Raw genomic sequence first — 25350 nt, forward strand, 5'->3', positions numbered from 1 at the left:
CCAGGAGCTCACGGCCCCCGGGTGCCGAACGCGGCCACGAGCGCGAACGCGCCGACCCCGATGAGCGCCGCGGTCGCGCCCGCGGGCCCCAGGTCGAACAGCTGCCCGACCACGATCTCGCACGCGAAGGAGAACATGCCGGCGCAGAACGCCAGCACCCCGTAGTACGACCCGAACCGCTCGGGCGGCGCGTGCCGGGTGACGCGCTGGAAGATCGACGGCTGGATCAGCCCGTTGGCCACGCCGTTCAGCACGGCCGCGACCATCAGCGGGCCCAGCTCGGTGCCGTCCAGCGGCGCGAGCACGAAGAACGCCCCAGCCGCGCACAGCAGCCCGGCGCGCAGCACCCAGGGCCGCTCGCCCCGCCGCCCGGCGGCGACGAACGGCTGGGCCGCCGCGGCGATCGCGGCCAGGACGCAGAAGCAGAGCGTGGCCGCGCCGGGCGCGAAGCCGAGCAGCGGCACGGCCGTCATGATGTGGTTGGCCAGCAGTGTCGTGGGCGCGGTCATCAGCGCGAAGAGCAGGAACGAGCGGTCGCCGAGCACGGCGCGCACGCCGGGCAGCACCCCGCCGAAGGGCACCGGCCGGCGCTCGGTCCTGGGCAGCAGGAGGAACAGCGCGCCGGAGACCGCCCACATGGCGGCGGCCGCCCCGGTCAGCAGCGCGAACCCGGGCTCCAGGGAGATCAGGACCAGCCCCACGGGCGGCCCCGCGACGGTCGCGACGTGCTGCGCGGTGACGTAGGCGGCGAAGCCCCCGGCCTGGTGGGGCCCGGCGCCGGCCAGCAGGCTCTGGGCGGCGGGGTTGTAGAGCGCGCCGCCCACGGCGATCACCACGGCCGCGCAGAGCAGCGCGCCGACGCTCTCGGCGGTCCCGAGCAGGGCGAAGCCCGCCGCGCGCAGGACGCAGGCGATCACCCCGGTACGGCGCGCGCCGATCAGGTCGGTGAGCGCCCCCACCGGCAGCAGCAGCGCGAACTGCAGGCCGGTCCGCGCCCCGAGGATCAGCCCCGCCGTGCCCGCCATCAGGCCGAGGTCGTGCCGCAGGTGCGCGACCAGGTGCGCCATCACCGAGAAGAAGCCCAGGCAGCAGGCGAGCTGGATCGCGACCACCGTGACGACGACCCGGCGACCGGTGGGGTCCGCGGAGGGCGGAGGGGAGACGGGAGCGGCGACAGTCACGGGAACCGAGCACACCAGAGCCATGACCGGCGGGTCCAATATCGAGGTGCGGCCGGACCGATATCCGAATCCTTATCCCGCCTCCTTCACGTAAACCGCTTGCAGGCGATGATGGCCCACGCACCGTAGCCCGTCAAACCCTCTGGGCCAGGCATGACACAAACCTTGACTTCACTCCCCGTTCATGGTCCTATCCCGTCTATGTAAACGCTTCAACCCTCTTGGGTTTCGACCGGGTTACGCGACCGCACCGGACGCGCGCCCGGCACCCCCCTCGTGACCAAGGAGGTCATCATGAAGTCCACGAACCGGTTACGGGCCGCCGCCGCCACGGCGCTGCTCCTCCTCGGCGCCGCGCCGCTCGCCACCCCGCCGCCCGCAGCCGCAGCAGCAGCCGCCGCCCGCCCGATGGAGAACCTGGACCGCGGGGTGGTGGCCGTGCGCAGGAGCAGCACCGAGGTCCTGGTGACCTGGCGGCTGCTGGGCCTGGACCCCGACGGGATCGGCTTCAACGTCTACCGGTCGACCGCCGGCGGCGCGGCCGTCAAGCTCAACACCGACCCGCTGACCGGCGGCACCAACTTCGTGGACTCCACGGCCGACCTCACGCGGCGCAACAGCTACTACGTACGGTCGATCATCGACGGCGTCTGGCAGCCCGCGAGCAGGTCCTTCACGCTGACCGCCGGCCACGCCGTCGAGCCGGTGGTACGCGTGCCGCTGCGGCCCGGCGGCCCGATCAAGTTCGCCTGGGTCGGCGACCTCGACGGCGACGGCGCCTACGACTACGTGGTGGACCGGCAGACCAGCCCCCAGACGATCGAGGCCTACCGCGGCGACGGCACCTTCCTGTGGTCGGCGAACATGGGCCCGAACAGCACCGACCAGGACAACATCGAGGGCGGCTCGTCGGTCATCGACGTGGGCCACTGGGACGGCGTGACCGTCTACGACCTCGACAGCGACGGCCGCGCCGAGGTCGCGGTGCGCGTGGCCGACGGCGTCACGTTCGGCGACGGCACCAGGTACACCGCCCCCGACGACACCCGTCAGGCCATCGCCATCCTCGACGGCCGGACCGGCGCGCCCCGCGCCACCGCCCCGGTGCCCACGGACTACCTGGCGGACGGCCCGATGCCGGCCCGCTTCGGCGTCGGCTACCTCGACGGGGTCACGCCCAGCCTGGTCGCGTACATGAAGAACCGGGTCGGCGACGGCGGCTTCAACCTCATGTTCACCGCCTGGAGGTTCGACGGGAGCAGGCTGACCAACCAGTGGAAGTGGCTGCGCGGCGGCGCCGACCACGCCGACGGGCACAACACCCGGATCATCGACGTGGACGGCGACGGCAGGGACGAGGTCGCCGAGATCGGGTTCGTGCTCAACGGCGACGGGACCCTGCGGTACTCGCTGGCCGACGAGGGCGTCGTGCACGGCGACCGCTTCCACATCGCGGACCTGGACCCGTCCCGGCCGGGCCTGGAGGGGTACGGCGTGCAGCAGGACAACCCCAGCGGCCTGCGCGAGTACTACTACGGCGCGCAGCAAGGCACGATGCTCTGGCGGCACGTCGAGGCCGGCGTCGGCGACGTCGGGCGCGGCATGGCGGGCGACATCGACCCGCGCTTCTCCGGCATGGAGGTCTGGTCCTTCTCCGGCGTCTACAACGCCCGCGGCAACACGCTCACCCAGGCGACGGGGCCGTGGCCGCACCTGGGCGTGTTCTGGGACGGCGATCTGAGCATGGAGCTGTTCAACGACGGCAAGATCGAGAAGTGGGACCCGGCCACCGGCGGCGTGTCGCGGCAGGTGACCACCTGGAACCACGGCGCGGTCAACGTCGGCACCCAGTATCCCGCGCTGATCGGCGACATCCTCGGCGACTGGCGCGAGGAGGTCGTGATGCCCTCCTCCGACCACGACGAGCTGGTCGTCTTCACCACGGACCGGCCGACGGCCACCCGGCTCTACACGCCGGCCCACAATCCGGCCTACCGCAACGACATGACCGTCAAGGGTTACCTTCAGGACCACCACGTGGACTACTACCTCGGCACCGGCATGGCCAGGCCGCCCCGGCCGAACATCACCTACGCCGGTAGCTGACCCCCTCATTCCAGGAACAGCCGGGCCCGGGCGCGCGATGGGAAAGCGCTTACCGGGCTTGGCCCGCGCAAGGAGAAGACCCTGTGGTTGACATCAGCCGACGCACCATGCTCACCACGACCGCCGCGGGTGCCGCGGCGGCGCTGGCCTTACGCGGCGCGAGCCCGGCCGCCGCGCAGGCCGTCCCGACGCCGGCCGAGGTGAGCGGCCATGACCCGATCTCGCTGAAGTGGCTGGAAGGCGGCGCCCCGGCCGAGGTGACCGGCGGCACGACGTGGGGCGTGCCGTGGCCGCGCGGCGCGTTCGCGCCCGGCCAGCAGTTCACGCTGACCACCGAGGCGGGCGCGCAGGTGCCGGTGCAGTCGTGGCCGATCGGCTACTGGCCGGACGGCTCGGTGAAGTGGACCGCCCACGCGATCAGCGGGGCAGAGCCGCGGGCCGAGAGCTACCGGCTCGGCGCCGGCACGGCCGCCCAGCCGGCCGAGCCGGTGGTGGTGAAGACCGACGGCGGGCAGGTCACCGTGGACACCGGCGTGATCACCGTGGCGTTCGCGCGCTCCGGCGAGCACGTCGTCAAGTCGATCACGCGAGGCGGGACGGTCATCGCCAAGGACGGCCGCCTGGTCGCCTCCCGCCAGGACAAGCCCGAGGAGCCGGGCAGGAGCGAGTCGTTCACCAGCCATGTCTCCTCGGTGCACGTCGAGCAGAACGGTCCCGTGCGGGCGGTGGTCAGGGTGGAGGGCAGGCACAAGAAGGGGCGGCGCGAGTGGCTGCCGTTCACGGTGCGCTGCTACCTGTACGCGGGCTCGGACGCCGTCCGCGTCGTGCACACCTTCGTCTACGACGGCAACGAGAACAAGGACTTCATCAACGGCCTCGGCGTGCGCTTCGCCGTGCCGATGCGCGGCGAGCCGCACGACCGGCACATCCGCTTCGCCGGCGAGGGCGACGGCGTGCTCGCCGAGGCCGTACGCGGCATCACCGGCCTGCGCCGCGACCCCGGCCAGGCGGTCCGGCAGGCCCAGTACCAGGGCAAGGCCACCCCCGACCCGGCCACCTGGGACCAGCGCGTCACCACCCGCCTGCAGTGGATCCCGGCCTGGGGCGACTACCGGCTGAGCCAGCTCACCGCGCACGGCTTCGAGATCCACAAGCGCACCGGGCCGGGCCACTCGTGGATCCGCGTGGACGGGGGCCGCCGCGCCTCCGGCCTGGCCTACGTGGGCGGCCCGACCGGCGGGCTGGCGTTCGGCATGCGGAACTTCTGGCAGCTCCACCCGACCGAGCTGGAGATCACCGGGGCCGCCACCGACGAGGCGCAGGCCACCGTCTGGATGTGGTCGCCCCGCGCCGGCGCCATGGACCTGCGCTTCTACCACGACGGCATGGGCCAGGACACCTACCCCGAGCAGCTCGACGCCCTGGAGATCACCTACGAGGACTACGAGCCCGGCTTCGGCACCCCGTACGGGGTGGCCCGCACCACGGAGCTGACGTTCTGGGCGCTGGCGGCCACCCCGCCCGCGGAGCGCTTCGCCCAGCTCGCCGCCGCCAACGCCACCCCGCCCCTGCTGATCAGCCCGCCGCGGCACAACCACGCGGCCGGCGTGTTCGGCTCCTGGTCGCCCGCCGACCGCTCGGTCCCGGCCAAGGCCGCGCTGGAGGACAAGCTCGACCTGATGCACAAGTACCACCGCGAGCAGGTGGACCAGCGCTCCTGGTACGGCTTCTGGGACTACGGCGACATCATGCACAGCTACGACGGCGACCGGCACGTGTGGCGCTACGACGTGGGCGGCTACGCCTGGGACAACTCGGAGCTGTCCACGGACCTGTGGCTGTGGTACCACTACCTGCGCACGGGGGACGCCAAGGCGTTCCGCTTCGCCGAGGCGATGACCCGCCACACCAGCGAGGTGGACATGTACCACCTCGGCAAGTGGCGCGGCCTGGGCACCCGGCACGGCATCCTGCACTGGGCCGACAGCGCCAAGCAGGTGCGCATCAGCAACGCCGGCTACAAGCGCTTCTACTACTTCCTGACCGCCGACGAGCGCATCGGCGACGTCATGCACGATCTGATCGACTCCGACCGCAGCTTCCTCGTCCTCGACCCCGGCCGCAAGCTGGGCGACGGCACGTTCGACCCCGACCCCAAGGCGCTCGGCGTCGGGCAGACCACCGACTGGGGCTCCCTGGCCATGGCCTGGCTGGCCGAGTGGGAACGGGGCGGCGACCCGATCGCCCGCACCAAGCTGATCAACGGCGCCACCACGATCGCCGCGCTGCCCAACGGCTGGGTGCAGGGCGGCGTCACGTACAACCTCGCCGACGGCCGCTTCAACCCGATGACGGAGAAGTCGGTGAGCGTCGGCAGCCTCAGCTCGGTCTTCGGCCTCATCGAGGTCATGACGGAGCTGATCGGCCTGATCGACGACCAGGCCGTGAAGGCCAAGTGGCTGGAGTTCTGCCGGCTCTACAACGCCACCAAGGCCGAGCAGAAGGAGGTCACGGGGGCCGACTGGGGCAACCTCAACCTGCGCCAGGCCTACTCGCGGGCCACCGCCTACGCGGCCAGGCAACTGGGCGACCAGGCCCTGGCCAAGCGGGCCTGGCAGGAGCTGCGCACCGGCCACGCCGGCTACCCGGACAGCCACCCGTTCGGCGCCAGGCGCATCGAGGGGCCCGCCGTGCTGAACCCGGTCGACGAGGCGGACCTGAGCACGAACGCCAGCGCGCAGTTCGGCCTGGCCGCCTTCCAGTGCCTCGCGCTCGTCGGTGAGCACATCTGACAATCGCGCGGCGGGAGTACGGTGATCGCCGGACCCGTCTCCCGCCGCCGCGGAGGCCGGCTGTCGTTTCTGTACAAGACCGCGGCGGCCGCTCCCGCCTAGCCTCCCAGCCAGCGAACTGAAGAGAGCAGGGCGGCAATGGCTAAGATCGTTTCAAGTTTCTTCATCTCCGTGGACGGCGTGGTGGAGTCGCCGGACCAGTGGCACTTCCCGTACTGGAACGACGAGATGGGCGCCATGGTCCAGTCGGGCATGGAGAGCGCGGCGGGCTTCCTCATGGGCCGCAAGCTGTACGACGAGTGGTCGTCGTACTGGACGGCGACGGACGCCGACCCGGAGATCGCCGCGAGGTTCAACGAGGCCCCCAAGTACGTCGTGACGAGCTCGCTGGAGCGCGCCGACTGGGCCAACACCACGATCGTCTCCGGTGACGTCGCGGCCCGGCTGCGCGAGATCAAGGAGCGGGTGGAGGGCGACATCCAGATCTCCGGTTCCGCGACGACCGTGCGGTGGCTGCTGGCCAACGGGCTGCTCGACGAGCTGAACCTGCTGGTCCACCCGATCGTCGTCGGCCGCGGGCAGCGCTTGTTCGAGGACACCCCGTCCCACCCGCTGAAGCTGGTCAGGAACGAGACGTGGAAGACCGGCGTGCTCCACCTGACCTACGCCCCCGAGGCCTGAGGGGGTCAGGCGGTGTAGGGGAGCTGCTCGGGCAGCACCTGCCCGCGCAGGGGGTCGCCGGCCAGGAGCCGTTCGAGCTCGGTGACGGCGAACTCGCCGAGGCGGCGCAGCTCGCGGCCCTGCGCCCCGGCCAGGTGCGGGGTGATGAGCACGTTGGGCAGCTCGAAGAGCGGATGGCCGGGCGGCAGCGGCTCGGGGTCGGTGACGTCGAGCACGGCCGAGACGCGGCCGGACGCGCACGCGTCGGTGAGCGCCTGCGTGTCCACCAGCGAGCCGCGCGCGGTGTTGACCAGCACTGCGCCGTCCGGCAGCAGGGCGAGCCTGCGCCGGTCGAGCAGGTGGTGGGTCTCCGGCAGCGCGGGCGCGTGCACCGTGACCAGGTCGCTGCGCCGGCACAGGTCGTCGAGGTCCACCTTCTCGGCGCCCAGCAGCGCCGCCTCGGCGGGGGTGACCGTGGGGTCCGACAGCAGGACGCGTACGTCGAAGGCGCGCAGCCGCTGCAGGACGAGGCGGCCGATGCGGGAGGCGCCGATCACCCCGACCGTGCAGTCGTACAGCCCGGTGCCGTCGCCCGGCTGCCAGAGCGCCCGGTCCCGCCCGCCCGCGTAGTGGCGGGCGCGGCTGAAGGCGAGCTTGGCGCCCAGGACGAGCGCGGCGACGGTGTAGTCGGCGACGGGCACGGCGTTGGCCTGCGCCGCGGAGGACACGGTGATCCCGAGGTCGAAGACGGCGGGGTCCACCAGGGTCTTGACGCTGCCGGCCGCGTGCAGGACGGCCCGCAGCCGGGGCGCGGCGGCGACGGTCCGGGCGTCGATACGCGGGCAGCCCCAGCCGGTGAGCAGCACCTCCACCCCGGCCAGCGCCTCGGCCGCGGCGGAGCCGTCGAAGGAGGTGAGCCGCACCGCGTCGGTCACGTCCGCGGAGTGGCGCAGCCGGGCGATGACGTCGGGCGGGAAGACGCCGGGAAAGGCCCAGGGCGCGATTGCGAAGACCGCGACGGGTCGCCGTGGCACGGAGTGGTCTCCTTCTGGTTGACGCGGGAGGCGATGTAAACGCTTCCGCACATTCTGCCATGCCACGGTCCAAGGCATCAGGGGAGCATGCAGGGTTTATGTAGAGACGCTCTTGGTGGGGTTGCAACTCCTGATCGCTCGCATGTAACCGTTTTATGTCCCGGCCGCGCGATCGCCGCTGACCTGCACTATCGTGGGAGCCGAGTCCGGCACACTGATCCTGTGCCGGACTCGGCCCTCCCGCGCGATGCCGGCTAGCTCCTGCTCCAGACCGACGCGATGACGCCGTCCTCGGCGCTCAGGATCTGCGGCCGGTAACCCAGCGTCTTGAGCTGCGCCGCCTTGACCGCGTACGTCACCTTCGACAGGCTCAGGTACTCCTTGACGCCGGTCGTGGCGCCCTTGCCCCACACCGTGGAGTACTGCTTGCCGGGCCCGACGGCCATGAGCACCGGGCGCAGGCCCTGCTTCGCCTTCGCCAGCAGCTCCTGGCCGCGCTGCTCCACGGTCTGGCCGAGCGTCACCTGCAGGGTGCCCGTGGCCGCGCCCGCCACCCAGACGGCGGCGTAGAGCGGCTTCTCCGCCGTGCCGTACACGTCCAGCGAGGCGAGGCTGTAGCCGGCGGCGCCCAGCTCGGCGTTGACCTTGAGCAGGGTCTCCTTCGTCAGCGCCAGCTCGGACTTGACGAGCTGCGCGGTCTTCTCGAAGACCACCGCGAAGACCGCGCTCGCGCCCGTGCCCGTGCCGGTGACCAGCTTGGGCTGGAAGCCCAGCTTCGCCTGCTCGGCGATGCGCTGCGGCAGCTCCGTGGCGGACAACCCCTGCAGCACGTTCACCTTGCGGGCGGTGTCCTTGACCCACAGGGACGTGTACTGCGGGTTGGCCGCGTTGGTCACGCTCAGCGCCTGGGGCACGTACCCCTTGCCCAGCAGCTCCTTGACCCGCTGCACCAGCTTCGAGCCGCTGAGCGCGTCGAGGGAGAGCCAGTCGAGCGCCTGGTTCCGGACGGTCTGCGTGGCCGCGCTCTCGGCCGTCGCCGGGGCGGCGACGCCCAGCAGGGGAGCGGCGGCGAGCGCCACGGCCGCGGTCAGGGCGGTCGCTCTGTTCTTGCCCCTCATGTTCCTCCTATGTAGGTAAAGGTCATCCCAATTGCGGACAAGAGGGGACCATAACAGAGCATGAGGGGAAGGCGACCTACCGTTACGGCGATCGTGACAAGGCTGTGTCAAAGCCCCTTACGAATGAGCGTCACTCATGTTCTACGAGGTCACGCAGCAGGGTCTCGTACGCCCAGCGCTCGAACCGCTCGGGCGCCCAGCCGCGCTCGCGGACGAACAGCAGGTAGAGATCGGGACTCAGCACCCCGTAGAGCAGGTCGGCGGCGTCCTCCACCGGCACCTCCCGGCGCGCGCCCGGCTTGGCCATGAGGCTGCGCGCTGCGGCCGTCGCCACGACGTGCCGCGGGTCCTCCGCCTCCGGCCACATCTGCGGCACCTCGGGGTCGGTGGCCGCGGCCACCTCCAGCACCTTGGTCATCGGCGCCACCCGCTCCAGCACGGCCCGCGTGCCCGCCACGTGACGCAGCAGGTGCTCCCCGGCGGTGGCGGCGGCCATGGCCTCGCGGAACCAGGGCCGGTCGAGGGTCGCCACCGGCTCGTCGTCGCCCGCGATCGTGACGTCCACGAGCTCCTTGAGCAGCCGGCGCTTGTTGCCGAACACGAAGTAGACCGTCTGCACGGCCACGCCCGCCCGGTCGGCGACCTCCTGCAACGTGGTCGCGCCGTACCCCTGCGCGACGAACAGGTCTCCGGCGGCGCTCAGCACCCGCCGCCGGGTCTCCGCGGACTTCTGCGCCTTCTTGCCGGGCCTCTTGCCGTCGCTCACGCGGGCAAGGTTAGTGCAACTCTAGAGCCGGACTACGATCCGGGCGCCTCGCGGAACCGGACGAGGCGGCCGCAGGCCGAATATCGACGGGCCTTCCGCGGGAAGGATGCTGCTGCCGTGTTCATGCGCCACGGAACCGCCGAACGAGGAGACTCATGTCACGCATCCTGATCACCGGGTCCGCCGACGGGCTCGGCCTGATGGCCGCGCAACTGCTCATCAGCGAGGGGCACGAGGTCGTGCTGCATGCCAGGAACGCGCAGCGGGCGGCCGACGCCAGGGCCGCCGCGCCCGGCGCCGCCGGTGCGCTCACCGGCGACCTGTCCGGCATCGAGGAGATGCGGTCGGTGGCGCGGCAGGCGAACGAGTCGGGGCCGTTCGACGCGGTGATCCACAATGCGGCGGTCGGGTACCGCGAGCACCGCAGGATCGCGACGGCCGACGGGCTCAGCCACGTGTTCGCGATCAACGTGCTGGCGCCGTACCTGCTGACCGCGCTGATCACGCCGCCGCGGCGGCTGGTGTACCTCAGCTCGGGCATGCATCGCAGCGGCGACCCCGACCTGTCCGACCTGCAGTGGGAGAAGCGGGCCTGGATCCCGGCGCAGGCGTACGCGGACTCCAAGCTGTACGACGTCCTCCTGGCCTTCACGGTCGCCCGGCACTGGCCGCAGGTGCTCTCCAACGCGGTGACGCCGGGCTGGGTCGCGACGAAGATGGGCGGGCCCGGCGCGCCCGACGACCTGAGCCAGGCGCACCTGACCCAGGCCTGGCTGGCCGTGAGCGGCGAGCCGGCCGCGGCGGTGAGCGGCGCGTACTTCTACCACAAGGCGCAGGCCGACACGCATCCCGCGGCCCACGACCCGGACCTCCAGGACGGCCTGCTCGCGGCGTGCGCCGAGCTGACCGGGACACCGCTGCCGGGAACGCGCCCGGCCCGTTGAATGGGACAACGCTGCCGGGAACGCGCCCGGCCCGTTGATAGGTCAACGCTGCCGGGAGCGGGCCCGGCCCGTTGACCGGGTCAGGCGAGCTGCCCGGCCGCCGTGCGCGCCGCCATCCGCCGCTCGAACCACAGCGAGGTGAACGGCGGCACCGCGCAGGCCAGCCCGAGCACCACCGCGCCCCGGCTCCAGCCCGCCTCCCGGGCCGAGAGGATCACCCCGGCCGCGTACAGGACGAACAGCGCCCCGTGGATCGGCCCGAAGATCTTCACGCCGAGCTCGCCCGTCTCGGTCACGTACTTGAAGAACATCCCGACGAGCAGCCCCGCCCACGAGCACGCCTCGGCCACCGCCAGGACCCGGAACCAACGCAGCACGATCCACCCTTTCACCCGGTATCGCGCTTACTCTACAAGCTGTAGAGGGCCGCGGTGACTACTCCGTGCCCGCGCCGACGCGCCCGAGTACGCTGCTGCCGAAGCGTTCCGGCTCCCGAGGAGGTCTGGCACTCATGACCACGACGTTCGGCGCGATCGGCAGCGGGCGGCGGACCCGCTTCTTCCTGCGGCTGGCCGCGGCGATGCCCGACCGGCTGCGCGTCAGCGGCGTCGTGACCCGCGGCGAGGAGCGGGGCAGGCAGATCACCGACGAGTGGGGCGTGCCGGCCTTCCGCTCGGTCGGCGAGCTGCTGCGGCACGAGCGGCCCGACTACGTCACCGCGGCGGTGCCGTGGCCCGCGATGCCGGACGCGATCCGCGCGGTGGTCGAGCACGGGACGCCGGTCCTGGCCGAGACGCCGCCCGCGCCGGACCTGGCCGGGCTGCGCGAGCTGTGGCGCGACGTGGGCGCCACCGGTCTGGTGCAGGTGGCCGAGCAGTACCTGCTGATGCCCGGGCACGCGGCCCGGCTGGCGCTCGTGCGAGAGGGCGTGATCGGCGAGCCGACCTCCGTCCAGGTCTCCTCGACCCACCTCTACCACGCGGTGTCCATGATCCGCGGCCTGCTGGGCATCGGGTTCGAGGCCGCCGAGGTGCGCGCGGGCGCGTTCGAGGCGCCGCTGGCCGATCCGCTGGGGCCCGGCGGATGGACGGGCGACGGCACGCCGCGACGGCTCACCACCACCATCGCCACCCTCGACTTCGGCGGCCGGATGGGCCTGTACGACTTCACCGACAACCAGTGGTGGAACCCGTTGCGGATGCGCCGCATCGTGGTGCGCGGCTCGATCGGCGAGCTGGTGGACGACCGGGTGGTCCGGCTGCTCGACCCGGTGACGCCGGTGGAGTCGCCCCTGGTGCGGCGCGACACCGGCGTGGACCTCAGCCTGGAGTTCCGCGACCTCAAGCACATCAGCTTCGACGGCCGGGTGGTCTACCGCAACCCGTTCGACGGCGCGGGGCTGTCCGACGACGACATCGCGGTGGCCGACATCCTGGAGCGCACCGGCGCCTGGGCCCGGCAGGAGGGCCCGGCCCCGTACCCGCTCGCCGAGGCCTGCCAGGACCACCTGATCAGCCTGGCCATCGGCGAGGCGGCCAGGACCGGCGGCCCGGTCACCACCGGCAAGGAGGCGTGGGCGGCGTGAGCGAGCGGGTCTTCGGAACGGCGGAGGGACAGCCGGAGGGCCCGGTACGCTGCAACGGCTGACCTGATCATGGAGGACATCGGTGAAGAGGCTGATCGCCCGGCTCTGGCTCGGCATCCGCGGGTCGATGCAATGGCGGCTGCTCTACCTGTCCCAGGCCAAGTTCATGGTCGGCGTCACCGGTGTCGTCCGCGACCGCAGCGGCAACGTGCTGCTGCTGCGGCACCGCTTCTGGCCCGAGCACCGGCAGTGGGGGTTGCCGACGGGTGGGGCGAAGCGGGGGGAGACCTTCGAGCAGACGGTCGTGCGCGAGGTGCGCGAGGAGACCGGCCTGGAGGTGAGCGTGGGGGAGATGGTGCACCTCAGGAGCGGTTTCCGGCTCAGGGTCGAGATCGCGTACGCGGCCGAGTACGCCGGCGGCGGCACGATGCGGCTGAACCCGATGGAGATCCTGGAGGCCCGCTGGTGCTCCCCCGACGACCTCCCGGACGGCCTGCTGGAGCCGCACCGCCTGCTGATCGCGTCGTCAGGTGGGCAGCGCGGCCGTGGTGGAGAAGGCCCCGTCGAGGTGCGCGGTGTCGTTGAAGCGGCGCAGGATCCAGCGGACCCCGGTCAGCACCAGGTGTGACACCGACGCGTTGTCGGCGCCGAGGAACGCGAACGGCCGCGACCCGGTGGCCGCGGCCAGCGCCTCGGCGATCACTCCGCCGTGGGTGACCACGACGATCCGCCGGTCGGGATGGGCGGCCGCGAGCCTGCCGAGCGCCTTGCGCACCCGCTCGGCGAACGCCTCGGCCGGTTCGGCACCGGGGATCACGTCCCAGCGCTCCTCGGCGGACATGCGCTTGGCGATCGGGTGCCCCTCCGCGACCATGCGCCGGAACAGCCCGCCCTCCCACTCGCCGAGGTGCACCTCGCGCAGCTCGGGGTCGATCACCGGCGTCAGGCCCAGCCGGGCGGCGAGCGGCGCGGCCGTCTGGGACGTGCGCCGCAGCGAGCTCACGTAGATCGCGTCGATGCGCTCCGCGGCGAGCCGCAGGGCCACCCGCTCCGCCTGCTCGTGCCCCTCGGGCGCGAGCCCCGGGTCGCCCTGGCCGTCGACCAGGGGGAACGGCCGGTCGGGGCGCGCGGGCTCCGACTCGCCGTGCCTGACCAGCAGGATCTCGGTGGCCCCTGGCGGCGTACGGAACCGGCTCTGCCGGTACTCGACCGGCCTGCTGTTCTCAGCTCCCACAATCACCGAACATTACTCTACTGCTGCCGGGCCGCTCGTTCCCGGCCCGGCCGGTCAGCCGCCGCTCGCCTCGCGGGCGTGGTCCCAGAGGCGGTCGGCGGCGGCCGGGTCCACCGACCAGGCGGCGACGCCGGTCATCACGTCCGGGCCGCCCGGCACCACCTCGGCCTCCTGGTTGTCGTGCGAGAAGAAGCGGCCGGTCACCCCGTCCATCAGGGGGGAGGCGGCGAGCAGCACCGCGGTGGCCGCGCCCTGCTCCGGGGTGGTGAAGTAGCCGGGGGTCAGCAGGTTCCCCTCGTCGTCCATCATGCCCATCGCCCGCTTGGCGTCGTCGTCGATGTGGCGCTGCAGGTTGGTATGCACGTAGCCGGGTTCGAAGGAGTTGGCGGTGATGCCGTCGGCGGCCCAGCGCCGGGCGATGGCGACCGCGAGCAGCACGTCGGCCGTCTTCGACTGCGCGTAGGCGGCCCACGGGTCGTAAGGGCGGCGCTCGAAGTGCGGGTCGTCGAAGTCGAACGGCTCGCGCAACTGGGCGCCCGAGCTGACCGTGACCACCCGCGCGCCGCCGGCCTGCCGGAGGTTGTCGTGCAGCCCGGCGATCAGCGCGAAGTGCCCGAGGAAGTTCGTCGCCAGCTGCAGCTCCCAGCCGTTGGCGGCGACCTGGCGGGTGGGCAGGGCCATGATCCCGGCGTTCGCCACGATCGCGTGCACCGGCCCGCTCCACCCGGCCACGAACGAGCGCACCGACGCCAGATCGCCGAGGTCCAGCGCCCGCCCGCCGCCGCCGGCGGGGTTGCGGGTGGCGACCGTGACCTCGGCCCCGGCGCCCCGCAGCGCCCGGACGGTCTCGAGGCCGATCCCGGAGGCGCCGCCGGTGACGATGATCCTGCGTCCGGACAGGTCGATGCCGGTGAGGATCTCGGCAGCGGTGGTCTTGGCGTTGAAAGGGGTGGTGATGCGCGTCATGACCACCACCGTAAGGACGACGATTTGGACTTGAAATACTTGTGAGTCCACCATAGTTGCGTGAACGTCCAGCAGACCGACCCGCTCGAAGACGTCCTCACGCTCATCGGCACGACCAGCCACCTGTCGGTCGGGCTGGTCGCCGGTGGCCGGTGGGCCCTGTCGTTCGGGCCGCCCGCGGGGGTGAAGTTCAACGCGGTGCGCCGCGGCCACTGCGTGCTCACCGTGGACGGCGTGCCCGAGCCGATCCCGCTGGCCGAGGGCGACTGTTTCCTGCTCGTCCAGCCGCGCGCCTTCACCCTGGCCAGCGAGCAGGGGCTGCGCCCGCTCCCCGCGGGCCCGGTCTTCGCCGCGGCGACCGGCGGCGTGGCCCGCGTGGGGGAGGGCGAGGACGTGGTCTTCGTCGGCGGCCGGTTCGGCTTCGGCGAGCGCGCCCAGGAGCTGCTGCTGGACGTGCTGCCGCCGGTGATCCACGTGCCCGGCGCCACCGCCGAGGCCGCGACCGTGCGCTGGGCGCTCGAACTGATCGACGCCGAGCTGCGCGAGCGCCCGCTGGCCGCCACCCTGGTCACCGAGCACCTCGCCCTGGTCATGCTGATCCACCTGCTGCGCCTGCACCTGATCACCGCCGGGCCGGGGGAGACGTCCGGCTGGCTGGCGGGGCTCGCCGACCCGGTCGTGGCTCCGGCGCTGCGCGCCATGCACGCCCGGCCCGCCCACGCCTGGACGGTCTCCGAGCTGGCCGGGGCGGCGGCGGTGTCCCGCTCGACGCTGGCCGCCCGGTTCAAGCAGGTCGTCGGGCGGGGGCCGCTGGAGTACCTGACCGGCTGGCGGATCGAGCTGGCCGCCGACCGCCTGCGCCGCGGCGACGAGACGGTGGCGGCGATCGCCCATCAGGTGGGTTACGGCTCGGTGAGCGCGCTGAGCAACGCGTTCAAGCGGGTCGCCGGCGTGTCGCCGCGCGATTACCGCCTCTGGAAGCGCGAGAACGCAGCGGTGTCCCCGGGACGGCCGTGACCTTCGGGTGTCCGATATGTTCTTTTTGGCGTTGTCTTTACTCGGTCTTGGGGGTCGGTGCCGGTGCGCGGCTCGTTGCTGATCGCGGCCTGTGTCGTGGGCCTGTCCGGCTGCGGCATGGTTCCGGGGCCGCCTGGCTGGCCCGTCCGCGTGGCCGCCCCCTCACCCAGCCCCTCGCTCAGCCCTTCGCTCAGCCCTTCGCCGGCGGCCACGTCGCCGTCCCCCGCGCCGTCCGCCACGGCCACCACCCCGGCCAGGGCGGCACTCACCATCCCCCAGGCCAAGCAGGCCATGCGGGAGTGGGTGAGCAGGTACAACGCGACGATCAAGCAGCGCAAGTGGTGGCGCAAGAACGCGACGCTCGACGCGCTGTTCGTGGAGGGCGCGCTGCACGAGGGTGTGCTCGAACGCAACCACGAGGACTTCGGCTGGAAGCCGGAGCACAAGCCGATCAACCCGGCCGGCACCCCGGTGGTCTACCTGCCCAGGCCGGAGCGGCAGCCGCGGATCGGCGACTGGTTCATCGCGCAGGCGACCTACAAGGACACCAAGGGCCATGCCCGCCCGCACGTGCTCGCGTTCCTCCGCACCCCCGGCCAGCCCTTCAGGCTGGCCGTCGCGACCCCGATCCACTGGGGTCAGCGCATGCCCGAGCCCCGGCTCGACGCCGACGGCTACATCACCGACACGGACGACACCATGGCGCGCGCCGTGACCAAGGAGTACCAGAACTTCTGGAACAACGAGAAGAAGGAGGGCGCCTCCGGCTACCGCCTGGCCAAGGACAGCTACAGCCGCAAGGCGTTCCCCGAGGTCTACAAGGGGCTGTACGTCTCGTTCGCCGGCCACGGCTCGGTCTTCGGCTTCCGCACGGCGGACGGCGGCTCCTTCTTCCTGTTCGCCATGGTCAACGCCCCCAAGAGCGTCAACCAGGTGCTGAGCGAGGCGCTGCTGGTGCCCAAGGGGAGCAGGACCATCCACGAGCTGGGCGCCAACTGGTTCTCCTAGCCCGCTCCTAGCCCTCCAGCTCGGCGGCGTGGTCGGCGCGGGCCGGCAGGAGCAGGGCGGTGATCACCACGGCCACGGACAGCACCGCGCCGATGATGAAGGCCAGCCGCATGCCTCCGAGGCTGGCGAGCGCCTCGGTGACGCCCGAGGACCTCAGGGCGTCGGCCCGCGCGCTCATCACGGTGACCACGAGCGCGGTGCCGAAGGCCGCCGACACCTGCTGCAACGTGCTCAGGATCGAGCTGCCGTGGGAGTAGAGGCGCGGCGGCACCGCCCCGAGCCCGAGGGTGAACACCGGGGTGAAGGTCGCCGCCAGGCTCACCATCAGCAGCGCGTGCATGCCGAGGAGCTGCCAGAACGGCGTCGTCACCGAGACCTGGGTGAAGCCGGCCAGGGCCAGCATGATCCCGACCGCGCCGGGGATGACCAGCACCCGCCCGCCGAACTTGTCGAACAGCCGCCCGACGGTCGGGCCGAGCAGCCCCATCGCCAGGCCGCCCGGCATCACCAGCAGCCCGGTCTCCAGGGCGCTGAGCTCGCGCACGTTCTGCAGGTACAGCGGCAGCAGGATCATCGAGCCGAGCATCGCCATGAAGGCCACCGACATCAGGATCAGCGCGACCGTGTAGGTGCGGTGGAGCAGGGTGCGCAGGTCCAGCAGCGGCACGCCGCGCTTCTGCAACGACAGCTGCCGCACCACGAAGACCGCGATGGTGACCAGGCCGGCCGCCACGATCGCCGCGGCCACCCGTACGTCGCCGCCCTCGAACCGGCTCAGGCCGTAGATCAGGCCGCCGAACCCGGTCGCCGCGGTCACCACGCTGAACCAGTCGATGGTGCCGGTCCGCGGCTCCCCGACGTTCCTGAGCCGCCGCAGGCCGCCCCAGGTGATCAGGGCGGCGATGGGCAGCACCACGGCGAACAGCAGGCGCCACGACCCGAAGTGGAGGATCACCCCCGAGACCGTCGGCCCCATCGCGGGCGCGACCGAGATCGCCAGGGTGACGTTGCCCATCACCCGGCCCCGGTCCGACTCGGGCACCACCTGCATCAACGTGGTCATCAGCAGCGGCATCATCACGGCCGTCCCCGACGCCTGGATGATGCGGGCGCCGAGCAGCACCTCGAACGTGGGCGCCACGATGGCCAGGGCCGTGCCGAGCAGGAACAGGCCCATGGCGGTGACGTACGCGCCGCGGGTGGAGACCCGCTGCAGGAACCAGCCGGTGATCGGGATGACCGCGGCCATCGTCAGCATGAAGGCGGTCGACAGCCACTGCGCGGTCTGCTCACCGATGTGCAGCGCGCTCATCAGCCGCGGGATCGCGTTGATCATGATCGTCTCGTTGAGGATGACCACGAACGTGGCCAGCACCAGCAGCCGGATCACGGCCGGGGTGCGACCTGGGACGGCGGCCGCGGGGTCGGCGGTGGAGTCGAGCTGTGAGCGGGACACGGCACCTCGATGCGGGCTGTCGGACACTGTGCGGTCACGGCCGGCCTCGGGGCCTTCGGTCTCATATGAAGTCGTAGTCATACCCATACTGACCGGCGCCGCTGACGAATCTCATCGACGACTCCCAGCATCGCGGCAAGTACTGCGATATGTCACCTCCTTTTCACCCACAGTGAAAGACGATCTCTGGGCGCCCCGGCCGCACGATGTCGTCGCCCGAGACGTCCTGGTGATACCTCGTCAGATGAGGTCCGAGGAGAGGTAGCCGTTCTGGAGGAATCGGGCCTGCCCTTGGGCCAGCGCGGATTCTTCGGGGGTGAGCCAGCGACGCAGGATGTGGTCGAAAAGGTCGATGTCAATGGAGCTCGGGCGATATCCGCCGGGGTCGTCCACGCGCCGGTAGTACACCTGGGGAAGCGCTGAACTCACGGTCTGGGTGATCTGGGTGATCAGGCACCGCGCGGGCCGGTCGCCATGCTCTGGACTCGATTCCCATTCCAGTGCGTGCTCGAACCATTTGCCTTTTTCGGGGGGTGTACTTGTCACGCGTTCAGTATCTCCGCAAGGCGCATGTGACGGAGGGTAAACGGTCCATTCCTCCATGTCCGCGGCTCGGTCAGTCGTCCGATGGTGCAGATCTGCAAATTTTCTTGCACATGGGGAATGGCGATGGTGATGCTGTCGGGACATCACCGGCGTCGCGGGCGCGGATCTTGCCGCACGCGCGGCACGCCGGCCGTACGGAAGGCAACGCAGATGGACTCCACCCGACGACCCGGCACCGGCCCCGACACCGCCGGCACCGGCCCCGACACCGCCGGCACCGGCCCCGGCACCGCCGGCACCGGCCCCGGCACCGCCGGCACCGGCACCGTAGGCGACCAGGACGCCGCGCGGTTCTGGGAGCGGCACTACCGTGCCCGGCGGGACTGGAACGCCCGCGTCAACCCGCTGCTCGCCGAGACCGCCGCGCCGCTGCGCCCCGGCGCCGCCCTCGACCTGGGGTGCGGCGCGGGTGGCGACGCACTCTGGCTGGCCGGGCGGGGTTGGCACGTCACCGCCGTGGACATCTCCGCCACCGCCGTCCAGCGGGTCGGCGAACGCGCCCGCGAACTCGGCCTCGCCGATCGGGTCACGACCGAGCGGCACGACCTGACCGGCAGCTTCCCCGCCGGCGAGTTCGACCTCGTCTCCGCCCAGTACTTCCACGCCGTTCGCGTTGCCGCGCAGCCGCGTCCTGCGTACCGCCGCGCGGGCCCTGCGCCCCGGCGGGCTGCTGCTGATCGTCGACCACGGCTCGACCGCGCCCTGGTCCTGGAACCAGGACCCCGGCATCCACTACCCGGCGCCTGCCGGGGTCGCCGCCGAGCTCGATCTCGACCCCGCGCGCTGGTCCGTCCTGCGCGCCGACACGCCGCGCCGCCAGGCCACCGGGCCCGCCGGCCGGACCGCCACCGTCGTCGATCACGTCCTGCTCGTCCAGCGCGGCGCCCGATGACCACCGTGACCGGAGGGAGCGCTTCGACGCCGGGACGCGGTGCACGGCGACGCCCCAAGGACACCACGCCGCCACGGACAGGCGCCGGCGAGAAGGCCACGCTGCGCGGTTTCCTCGACCACCTGCGCGAGGCGGTCGCGGCCAAGGTCACCGGAGTGCCGGAACCGCAGGTACGGACGGCCGCGGTGCCGTCGGGCACCAGCCTTCTCGGGCTGCTCAAGCATCTGGCGTCCGTCGAGCGGTTCTACTTCCTCGGTGAGGACGCCGGTGACTGGCACGCGACCATGCGGCCGTCCGCGCAGGACACCGTGGACGGCCTGCTCGCCGGCTCCACCGGCCGCTGACAGCATGATCAGCCGCCGGCCGCGCGCGCTTGCCCGCAGGCATGACCACCTCGCTGCCCGGCCCGGCGCCGACGCCCTACGCCGGTAGTAAGACAGCCTTGACAGGGCGTGTCAGGCGCAAGAGACTCGCGCCAAATATTGAGCACCTCACGGTAAGTCCGGAGAATCGGTCGAACGCGCAGGACAGGGTAGAAAGCGCCCGCCGCAAGGGTCTACGGTGACCGGCGAAGGAGGCACCATGGCCACCCCCACCACACCGGCGACGACCGGCACCGCCAAGCGAGCGCGAGACGACACGCGGCTGGCGCTCCTGTTCATCCTTCCCGCGCTGATCGGCTTCCTGGTCTTCCTGCTCTGGCCGACGCTGCGGGGAATCTACCTGAGCTTCACCAGGTTCAACCTGCTCACCCCGGCCCGCTGGAACGGGCTCGACAACTACGTGCGCATGGTCCAGGACCCGGTGTTCTGGAACGCGCTGGGCGTGACCGTGTACTACGTGGTCGTCAACATCGCCGTCCAGACGGCGCTGGCGCTGGTCATCGCGGTGATGATGCAGCGGCTGACGCGCCGGACCTGGCTGCGCGGCATGGTGCTGACGCCGTACCTGGTCTCGAACGTCGTCGCGGCGCTGGTCTTCCTGTGGATCCTCGACTACCAGCTCGGCATCGGCAACAAGGTGCTGGAGCTGATCGGGATGGACCGGATCGGCTTCCTGGCCGACTCCGCCTGGGTCATCCCGACCATCGCGCTGATCAACGTCTGGCGGCACGTCGGCTACACCGCGCTGCTGATCTTCGCCGGCCTGCAGACGATCCCGGAGACCCTGTACGAGGCCGGCCGCATGGACGGCGCGAGCGAGCTGCGCATGCTCCGCAGCATCACGCTGCCGCTGCTGCGGCCCGTCATGGCGGTGGTGCTGATCATCAGCGTGGTGGGCTCGTTCCAGGTGTTCGACACCGTCGCGATCGCGACCAGGGGCGGGCCGGTCGACTCCTCCAGGGTGCTCCAGTACTACATCTACGAGGTCGCGTTCAGCCGCTTCCAGTTCGGTTACGCCTCGGCGATGTCCGTGGCGCTGCTGGTCGTCCTGATGGTCATCACGTTCGTGCAGTACCGGCTGACCCGGGCCGGCACCTCCGACCTGGCAGGAGGGTGACATGGCGACCGCGACCGCCCCAGCCGGGAGCGCCGCCCGGAAGCCGCCGAAGCCGCCGTTCGGCATCCGCCGCGCCCTCGCCTGGGTGTTCATGATCCTGGTGATGCTCGCCAGCCTGTTCCCGTTCTACTGGATGTTGCGGACCGCGCTGTCCGACAACAACGCGCTCTACGCGGGCGGCGACAGCCTGCTGCCCGTGCAGTTCTCGTGGGGCGGCTTCGAGCGCGTCTTCGGCATCCAGACCGGGCAGGAGGCGATCGACGCGGGCGGCGCGGGGCAGCCGATCGCGTTCTGGCGCTACCTGCTCAACTCGGTACTGGTCGCGACGATGGTCACCGCCGGGCAGGTGTTCTTCTCCGCCATGGCCGCCTACGCCTTCGCCCGGCTGCGCTGGCGGCACCGCGAGAAGGTCTTCGCCGTCTTCCTGGCCGGCCTGATGATCCCCGCGATCTTCACACTGCTGCCGAACTTCGTGCTCATCAAGGAGCTCGGCCTGGTCGACACCGTGCTCGGCATCGCGCTGCCCAGCATGCTGATGACGCCGTTCGCGGTGTTCTTCCTGCGCCAGTTCTTCCTCGGCATCTCGCGCGAGGTCGAGGAGGCCGCGCTGGTCGAGGGCGCCTCGAAGACGCGGATCTTCTTCCGGCTCATCCTGCCGATCTCGGCGGCGCCGATCTCCACGCTGTCGATCCTGACCTACATCACCTCCTGGAACGAGTACTTCTGGCCGCTCATGGTCAGCTACACCGACAACTCGCGCGTGCTCACCGTGGCCCTCGGCGTGTTCAAGTCGCAGAAGCCGCAGGCAGGGCCCGACTGGGCGGGCCTGATGGCGGCCACCCTGGTGGCGGCGCTGCCGATGTTGCTGCTGTTCCTCGTCTTCGCGCGCCGCATCGTCAACTCCATCGGCTTCAGCGGGATCAAGTGATGCTCAGACGACTCCTCCTGACCGCCCTCCTGCTGACCACCGCCTGCGGCGGGGGCGGGAGCGGCGGCGCGCCCGGCACCATCGAGTACTGGCTCTGGGACTCCGCCCAGCAGCCCGGCTACCAGAAGTGCGCGGACGCCTTCCAGCAGCAGAACCCCGGCCTGCGCATCCACATCTCCCAGTACGGCTGGGACGACTACTGGTCCAAGCTGACCGCCAGCTTCATCGCCGACACCGCCCCCGACGTCTTCACCGACCAACTCGCCAAGTTCCCCCAGTTCGTCGACCTGCAGGTGCTGCGCCCGCTCGACGACCTCGGCCCCACCAGCGACATCAAGGACTCCGACTACCAGGAGGGCCTGGCCGAGCTGTGGAAGGGCAAGGACGGCAAGCGCTACGGCGCCCCGAAGGACTGGGACACCATCGCGATCTTCTACGACGCCAACGCGCTCAGGGCCGCCGGCATCGACCCGGCCACGCTGGACGAGCTGACCTGGAACCCGCGCGACGGCGGCACCTTCGAGAAGACGATCGCGCGCCTGACCATCGACCAGAACGGCGTGCGCGGCGACGAGCCCGGCTTCGACAGGACGAGAGTCAAGACGTACGGGCTGGCGGCGAACGGCAGCGGCGGCGACAACTGGGGGCAGACGCAGTGGTCGGCCTTCACCGGCAGCGCCGGCTGGCAGGCCACGGACCGGAACCCCTGGGGCACCCGCTTCAACCTGGACGACCCGGTCGTGCAGGACACCCTGGGCTGGTACTTCGGCCTGGTGCGGAAGGGCTACATGGCCAGCTTCGCCGCGATCGGCGGCAACAACGCGGTCACCGCCGACACGCAGATCCAGTCTGGCATCGCCGCGATGGGCCTGAGCGGCTCGTGGACGATCTCGTCGTTCACCAAGCTCACCGACGCGAGCGGCAAGAAGCTCGACATCGGCGTGGCGCCGACCCCGATCGGGCCGACGGGGAAGCGCGCCTCCATGTTCAACGGCCTGGCCGACTCCATCACGACGTTCTCCAAGCAGCCGGAGAACGCCGCCAAGTGGGTGAAGTTCCTGTCAGGGGAGCAGTGCCAGAACATCATCGGCCGGACCGGCGTGGTGTTCCCGGCCCGGCCCGCGGGCACCGAGCTGGCCATCCAGTACAACAGGGACGAGCGGAACCTGGACGTGTCGGCCTTCACCGACCACATCAGGAACCGCACCACGTTCCCCCTGCCGGTGACCTCGAACGCGGCCGACATCACCGCCCTGATGCGGCCCGCCCTGGACGCCCTCTTCCTCGGCGAGGCCCCGGCCTCCTCGCTCACGCAGCTCAACCAGCAGCTCAACGCGCTGTTCGAGGTGGCCGGATGAGCCGGTCGGCTAGGGGGAGGCCGGGCCGAGGGTCCATGCGGTGATGTTGCCACCGCGGTCGCCGGCGGCCAGCCAGGTCTCACCGTCGTCCTCGGCGATCGCCACCGAGTAGACGCGCCCGCCCGGAGCCTTCAGCGGGTCGCCGAGCTGCTCGCCGCTGCGCAGGTCCCAGACGCGGATCGTCCCGTCGAACCCGCCGGAGGCGACCACCGCGCGGCCCTTCACCCTGCCCACCGCCAGGCAGGCGACCTCGGCGGTGTGGCCGGAGAACGAGGTGATCTCCCGGCCGTCGCGCAGGTCCCAGACGCGGACCTGGCGGTCGGCGCCGCCGCTGATCCCCACCGGCCCGCCGTCCATCACGGCGGTCGCCACGGCGAAGACGTCGTTGCCGTGCCCGCGGAAGGTGGCGCCCATGGCGCCGGTCTCCAGGTCCCACACTCGCGCGGTGTCGTCGGCCGCCGCGACCACCGCGAACGGATGCCCGTCCATCGTGCCGGTCGCGACACCGAACACCGGGTCGCCACCGGCCGCCTTGGGCTGGGGCCCGGAGTCCTTGCCCGTCTTCGGGTCCCATACACGGATTTTTCCGGCTTCGTCGCCACTGACCACCACCGTCTTGCCCGCCACCTGCACCGGCGCGAGCGCGTAGACGATCCTCTGGTGGCCCTGGTAGGTGGGGCCGAGCGGCTCGTCGCCCTCCGCGCCGGAGACGACCACCCCGCCGTTCTGCAACCGCCTGAACGTGGCCGCCTTCCCGTCCACCTCGCCCACGTCGATGGCGGCGCCCGTCTCCTCGCCGCCGGAGTTCTGCACCGTGGCGAGCTCGCTGGCGCGCGTGTCGAACCTCCACACCTTGGCCACACCCTTGGTGCTGCCGGCCAGCACGGCGCGCTGCCCGTCGTACGTGCTCACCGCCACCGTGTTGACCTCGCCGCCGAGCGTGGCCCTGCCGAACCTCCTGCCGTACGGCCGGGCGGTGACGCCGGGCGTCGCCGGCGGCGCGGCGGACGTCGTGCTCGCCGTCGCCGAGGGCCTGGACGCCGTCGGAGAGGGGCCCTCTCCCCATCGCAGGGCCACCACGATCACGCTCACGAGCACCGCCACGGAGGCCGCCGCGCCGACCACCACGAGCTTGGACCTCTTGCGGGGGGCGCCGGGCGGCGCCTCACCCGCGGGCGGCGTTCCCGGCGGAGGTGTCCCGGTGGGACCGGTGTAAGGAGGCCCGGCGTAAGGGGGGTCGGCCGGCGTCACGGCGGTGGGACTCCACGCCTGCGCCGCTCCGGCCGGCGGGGCGCCCGCCGGCGGGGCGGCGGCGGGCGGTGACGGGGCGGCGGCGGCCAGCGGGGCCGCGGCCGGGTGGGGCGCCGACGGCCCGGTGACGGGCCTGGTCACGGTCTGGTCGTGGCCGAGGAGGAGATGCAGGGCCTCCGCCGCCGTCGGACGCTCCTGCGGCGCCTTGGCCAGGCAGCGGGCGAGCAGGGCACGCAGCGGCTCGGGCACGCCGTCCAGGTCCGGCGGGGCGTTGAGGATGCGGTACATCACCGCGGGCACCGTGTCCCGGCCGAAGGACGGGCGCCCGGTCGCGGCGAAGCCCACGGTCACCGCCCAGCTGAACACGTCGGACGCGGGCTGCGCCGGCTCCCCGGCGATCACCTCGGGAGCCATGTACGTCGGGGTGCCCACCGAGCCGCCGGTGAGGGTCATGTCGATCGCGCGCGCGATGCCGAAGTCGATCACGCGGGGGCCGTCGGAGCCCAGCAGGACGTTCGACGGCTTGAGGTCGCGGTGGACGACCCCGGCCCGGTGGATGGCCGCCAGCGCGGTGGCCGTGCTGACCGCGATGCGGTCGAGCGCACCCCCCGACCTGGGCCCGTGCTCGCGGACGGAGTCCTCCAGCGACGGGCCGTTGACGAACTCCGACACGATGTACGGCCTGTCGCCGTCGACCGCCACGTCCAGCACGCGGGCCGTGCAGAACGCCGCCACCCGCATGGCCGCGTCGACCTCGCGTAAGAAACGTTCCCGCGCCTCGCTGTCGCCCGCCAGCCTGGCGTGCAGCACCTTGATCGCCACCTGCTCGCCGGAGGTGCCCTCGCCCAGGTAGACGACGCCCTGACCGCCCTCGCCGAGACCTGCGATGATGCGGTAGTCACCCAGCCGGTTCGGCTCGCCGGCACGCAGGGGGCGGAACATGGTTCC

General features: G+C 71.8%; 22 protein-coding genes. 12 read left to right on the forward strand and 10 right to left on the reverse strand.

The annotated features are described in order from the left end of the window. Positions 1–8 precede the first annotated feature (8 nt). Positions 9–1181 carry an MFS transporter gene (locus AB0I79_RS30930; RefSeq protein WP_357880227.1) on the reverse strand — a complete coding sequence of 391 codons (1173 nt, stop codon included), beginning with the start codon at positions 1179–1181 and terminating at the stop codon, positions 9–11. 294 nt (positions 1182–1475) lie between these two features. Between AB0I79_RS30930 and AB0I79_RS30935 the strand changes: the two genes are divergently transcribed. The 3 genes from AB0I79_RS30935 to AB0I79_RS30945 all read left to right on the forward strand — a co-directional run bounded on the left by AB0I79_RS30935 (position 1476) and on the right by AB0I79_RS30945 (position 6760). Beyond that, the gene (locus AB0I79_RS30935; protein WP_357880230.1) at positions 1476–3287 is read left to right on the forward strand and encodes a hypothetical protein; all 1812 of its coding nucleotides are present in this window, start codon (positions 1476–1478) and stop codon (positions 3285–3287) included. Between the two features lie 83 nt (positions 3288–3370). Next, the gene (locus AB0I79_RS30940) at positions 3371–6079 is read left to right on the forward strand and encodes a Tat pathway signal sequence domain protein (RefSeq protein WP_357880232.1); all 2709 of its coding nucleotides are present in this window, start codon (positions 3371–3373) and stop codon (positions 6077–6079) included. A 138-nt stretch (positions 6080–6217) separates the two neighbouring features. After that, the gene (locus AB0I79_RS30945) at positions 6218–6760 is read left to right on the forward strand and encodes a dihydrofolate reductase family protein (RefSeq protein WP_357880235.1); all 543 of its coding nucleotides are present in this window, start codon (positions 6218–6220) and stop codon (positions 6758–6760) included. Between the two features lie 5 nt (positions 6761–6765). Here AB0I79_RS30945 and AB0I79_RS30950 read toward each other — a convergent pair whose 3' ends face one another. The 3 genes from AB0I79_RS30950 to AB0I79_RS30960 all read right to left on the reverse strand — a co-directional run bounded on the left by AB0I79_RS30950 (position 6766) and on the right by AB0I79_RS30960 (position 9657). Next, positions 6766–7773 (reverse strand): hydroxyacid dehydrogenase, encoded by a 1008-nt coding sequence (locus AB0I79_RS30950; protein ID WP_357880238.1) that lies wholly within the window; start codon positions 7771–7773, stop codon positions 6766–6768. A gap of 254 nt (positions 7774–8027) precedes the next feature. Then, entirely contained in the window at positions 8028–8891 is an 864-nt protein-coding gene (locus AB0I79_RS30955; protein ID WP_357880241.1) for a hypothetical protein, read from the reverse strand. A 130-nt stretch (positions 8892–9021) separates the two neighbouring features. Next, positions 9022–9657: a helix-turn-helix domain-containing protein gene (locus AB0I79_RS30960; protein WP_357880244.1), complete on the reverse strand. Its 636-nt coding sequence runs from the start codon at positions 9655–9657 to the stop codon at positions 9022–9024. Between the two features lie 155 nt (positions 9658–9812). Here AB0I79_RS30960 and AB0I79_RS30965 point away from each other — a divergent pair, with 155 nt between their 5' ends. Beyond that, entirely contained in the window at positions 9813–10601 is a 789-nt protein-coding gene (locus AB0I79_RS30965; protein WP_357880247.1) for an SDR family NAD(P)-dependent oxidoreductase, read from the forward strand. Between the two features lie 80 nt (positions 10602–10681). Here the strand turns inward: AB0I79_RS30965 and AB0I79_RS30970 are convergent, their stop codons facing one another. Next, positions 10682–10978: a DUF3817 domain-containing protein gene (locus tag AB0I79_RS30970; protein ID WP_357880250.1), complete on the reverse strand. Its 297-nt coding sequence runs from the start codon at positions 10976–10978 to the stop codon at positions 10682–10684. Between the two features lie 134 nt (positions 10979–11112). Between AB0I79_RS30970 and AB0I79_RS30975 the strand changes: the two genes are divergently transcribed. Together AB0I79_RS30975 and AB0I79_RS30980 are read left to right on the forward strand one after the other, a co-directional pair. Beyond that, the gene (locus AB0I79_RS30975; protein WP_357880253.1) at positions 11113–12186 is read left to right on the forward strand and encodes a Gfo/Idh/MocA family oxidoreductase; all 1074 of its coding nucleotides are present in this window, start codon (positions 11113–11115) and stop codon (positions 12184–12186) included. Between the two features lie 82 nt (positions 12187–12268). Further along, entirely contained in the window at positions 12269–12814 is a 546-nt protein-coding gene (locus tag AB0I79_RS30980) for an NUDIX domain-containing protein (protein ID WP_357880256.1), read from the forward strand. Here AB0I79_RS30980 and AB0I79_RS30985 read toward each other — a convergent pair. Beyond that, positions 12713–13426 (reverse strand): histidine phosphatase family protein, encoded by a 714-nt coding sequence (locus AB0I79_RS30985; RefSeq protein WP_357880259.1) that lies wholly within the window; start codon positions 13424–13426, stop codon positions 12713–12715. The genes AB0I79_RS30980 and AB0I79_RS30985 overlap by 102 nt on opposite strands. A 48-nt stretch (positions 13427–13474) precedes the next feature. Then, positions 13475–14386: an SDR family NAD(P)-dependent oxidoreductase gene (locus AB0I79_RS30990; RefSeq protein ID WP_357880262.1), complete on the reverse strand. Its 912-nt coding sequence runs from the start codon at positions 14384–14386 to the stop codon at positions 13475–13477. A gap of 60 nt (positions 14387–14446) precedes the next feature. Between AB0I79_RS30990 and AB0I79_RS30995 the strand changes: the two genes are divergently transcribed. Together AB0I79_RS30995 and AB0I79_RS31000 are read left to right on the forward strand one after the other, a co-directional pair. Continuing rightward, positions 14447–15403, forward strand: coding sequence for an AraC family transcriptional regulator (locus tag AB0I79_RS30995; RefSeq protein WP_357880265.1), 957 nt, complete (start codon positions 14447–14449; stop codon positions 15401–15403). A gap of 63 nt (positions 15404–15466) precedes the next feature. After that, positions 15467–16411: a hypothetical protein gene (locus AB0I79_RS31000; RefSeq protein ID WP_357880268.1), complete on the forward strand. Its 945-nt coding sequence runs from the start codon at positions 15467–15469 to the stop codon at positions 16409–16411. Between the two features lie 7 nt (positions 16412–16418). Here the strand turns inward: AB0I79_RS31000 and AB0I79_RS31005 are convergent, their stop codons facing one another. After that, positions 16419–17867 (reverse strand): MDR family MFS transporter, encoded by a 1449-nt coding sequence (locus tag AB0I79_RS31005; RefSeq protein WP_357880271.1) that lies wholly within the window; start codon positions 17865–17867, stop codon positions 16419–16421. A 240-nt stretch (positions 17868–18107) separates the two neighbouring features. Continuing rightward, entirely contained in the window at positions 18108–18413 is a 306-nt protein-coding gene (locus AB0I79_RS31010; protein WP_357880275.1) for a hypothetical protein, read from the reverse strand. A gap of 210 nt (positions 18414–18623) precedes the next feature. Here AB0I79_RS31010 and AB0I79_RS31015 point away from each other — a divergent pair, with 210 nt between their 5' ends. The 4 genes from AB0I79_RS31015 (at position 18624) to AB0I79_RS31030 (ending at position 23151) form a co-directional block, all read left to right on the forward strand. After that, the gene (locus tag AB0I79_RS31015) at positions 18624–19709 is read left to right on the forward strand and encodes a DUF664 domain-containing protein (protein ID WP_357880278.1); all 1086 of its coding nucleotides are present in this window, start codon (positions 18624–18626) and stop codon (positions 19707–19709) included. Between the two features lie 238 nt (positions 19710–19947). Continuing rightward, positions 19948–20865, forward strand: a complete 918-nt coding sequence (locus AB0I79_RS31020; protein WP_357880281.1) for a sugar ABC transporter permease — start codon at positions 19948–19950, stop codon at positions 20863–20865. A 1-nt stretch (position 20866) separates the two neighbouring features. After that, positions 20867–21793, forward strand: coding sequence for a carbohydrate ABC transporter permease (locus AB0I79_RS31025; RefSeq protein WP_357880283.1), 927 nt, complete (start codon positions 20867–20869; stop codon positions 21791–21793). Beyond that, positions 21793–23151 (forward strand): sugar ABC transporter substrate-binding protein, encoded by a 1359-nt coding sequence (locus AB0I79_RS31030; protein ID WP_357880286.1) that lies wholly within the window; start codon positions 21793–21795, stop codon positions 23149–23151. Before AB0I79_RS31025 ends, AB0I79_RS31030 begins: the two co-directional genes overlap by 1 nt. Before the next feature lie 9 nt (positions 23152–23160). Here the strand turns inward: AB0I79_RS31030 and AB0I79_RS31035 are convergent, their stop codons facing one another. Next, a complete protein-coding gene (locus AB0I79_RS31035; protein WP_357880289.1) occupies positions 23161–25344 on the reverse strand; it encodes a serine/threonine-protein kinase in 2184 nt (727 codons plus the stop codon). Between the last annotated feature and the right edge of the window lie 6 nt (positions 25345–25350).

It is taken from the genome of Nonomuraea sp. NPDC050202 (assembly GCF_040656115.1).
In the GTDB taxonomy this organism is placed as follows: Bacteria; Actinomycetota; Actinomycetes; order Streptosporangiales; family Streptosporangiaceae; genus Nonomuraea.

Bases quoted from the DNA above. Each gene is read 5' to 3' on its own strand.
- AB0I79_RS30945 (WP_357880235.1), top strand. From the start codon at position 6,218: ATGGCTAAGATCGTTTCAAGTTTCTTCATCTCCGTGGACGGCGTGGTG.
- AB0I79_RS30955 (WP_357880241.1), bottom strand. From the start codon at position 8,891: ATGAGGGGCAAGAACAGAGCGACCGCCCTGACCGCGGCCGTGGCGCTC.
- AB0I79_RS31020 (WP_357880281.1), top strand. From the start codon at position 19,948: ATGGCCACCCCCACCACACCGGCGACGACCGGCACCGCCAAGCGAGCG.
- AB0I79_RS30965 (WP_357880247.1), top strand. From the start codon at position 9,813: ATGTCACGCATCCTGATCACCGGGTCCGCCGACGGGCTCGGCCTGATG.
- AB0I79_RS30975 (WP_357880253.1), top strand. From the start codon at position 11,113: ATGACCACGACGTTCGGCGCGATCGGCAGCGGGCGGCGGACCCGCTTC.
- AB0I79_RS31015 (WP_357880278.1), top strand. From the start codon at position 18,624: ATGGACTCCACCCGACGACCCGGCACCGGCCCCGACACCGCCGGCACC.
- AB0I79_RS31035 (WP_357880289.1), bottom strand. From the start codon at position 25,344: ATGTTCCGCCCCCTGCGTGCCGGCGAGCCGAACCGGCTGGGTGACTAC.
- AB0I79_RS30935 (WP_357880230.1), top strand. From the start codon at position 1,476: ATGAAGTCCACGAACCGGTTACGGGCCGCCGCCGCCACGGCGCTGCTC.
- AB0I79_RS30990 (WP_357880262.1), bottom strand. From the start codon at position 14,386: ATGACGCGCATCACCACCCCTTTCAACGCCAAGACCACCGCTGCCGAG.
- AB0I79_RS31030 (WP_357880286.1), top strand. From the start codon at position 21,793: ATGCTCAGACGACTCCTCCTGACCGCCCTCCTGCTGACCACCGCCTGC.
- AB0I79_RS31025 (WP_357880283.1), top strand. From the start codon at position 20,867: ATGGCGACCGCGACCGCCCCAGCCGGGAGCGCCGCCCGGAAGCCGCCG.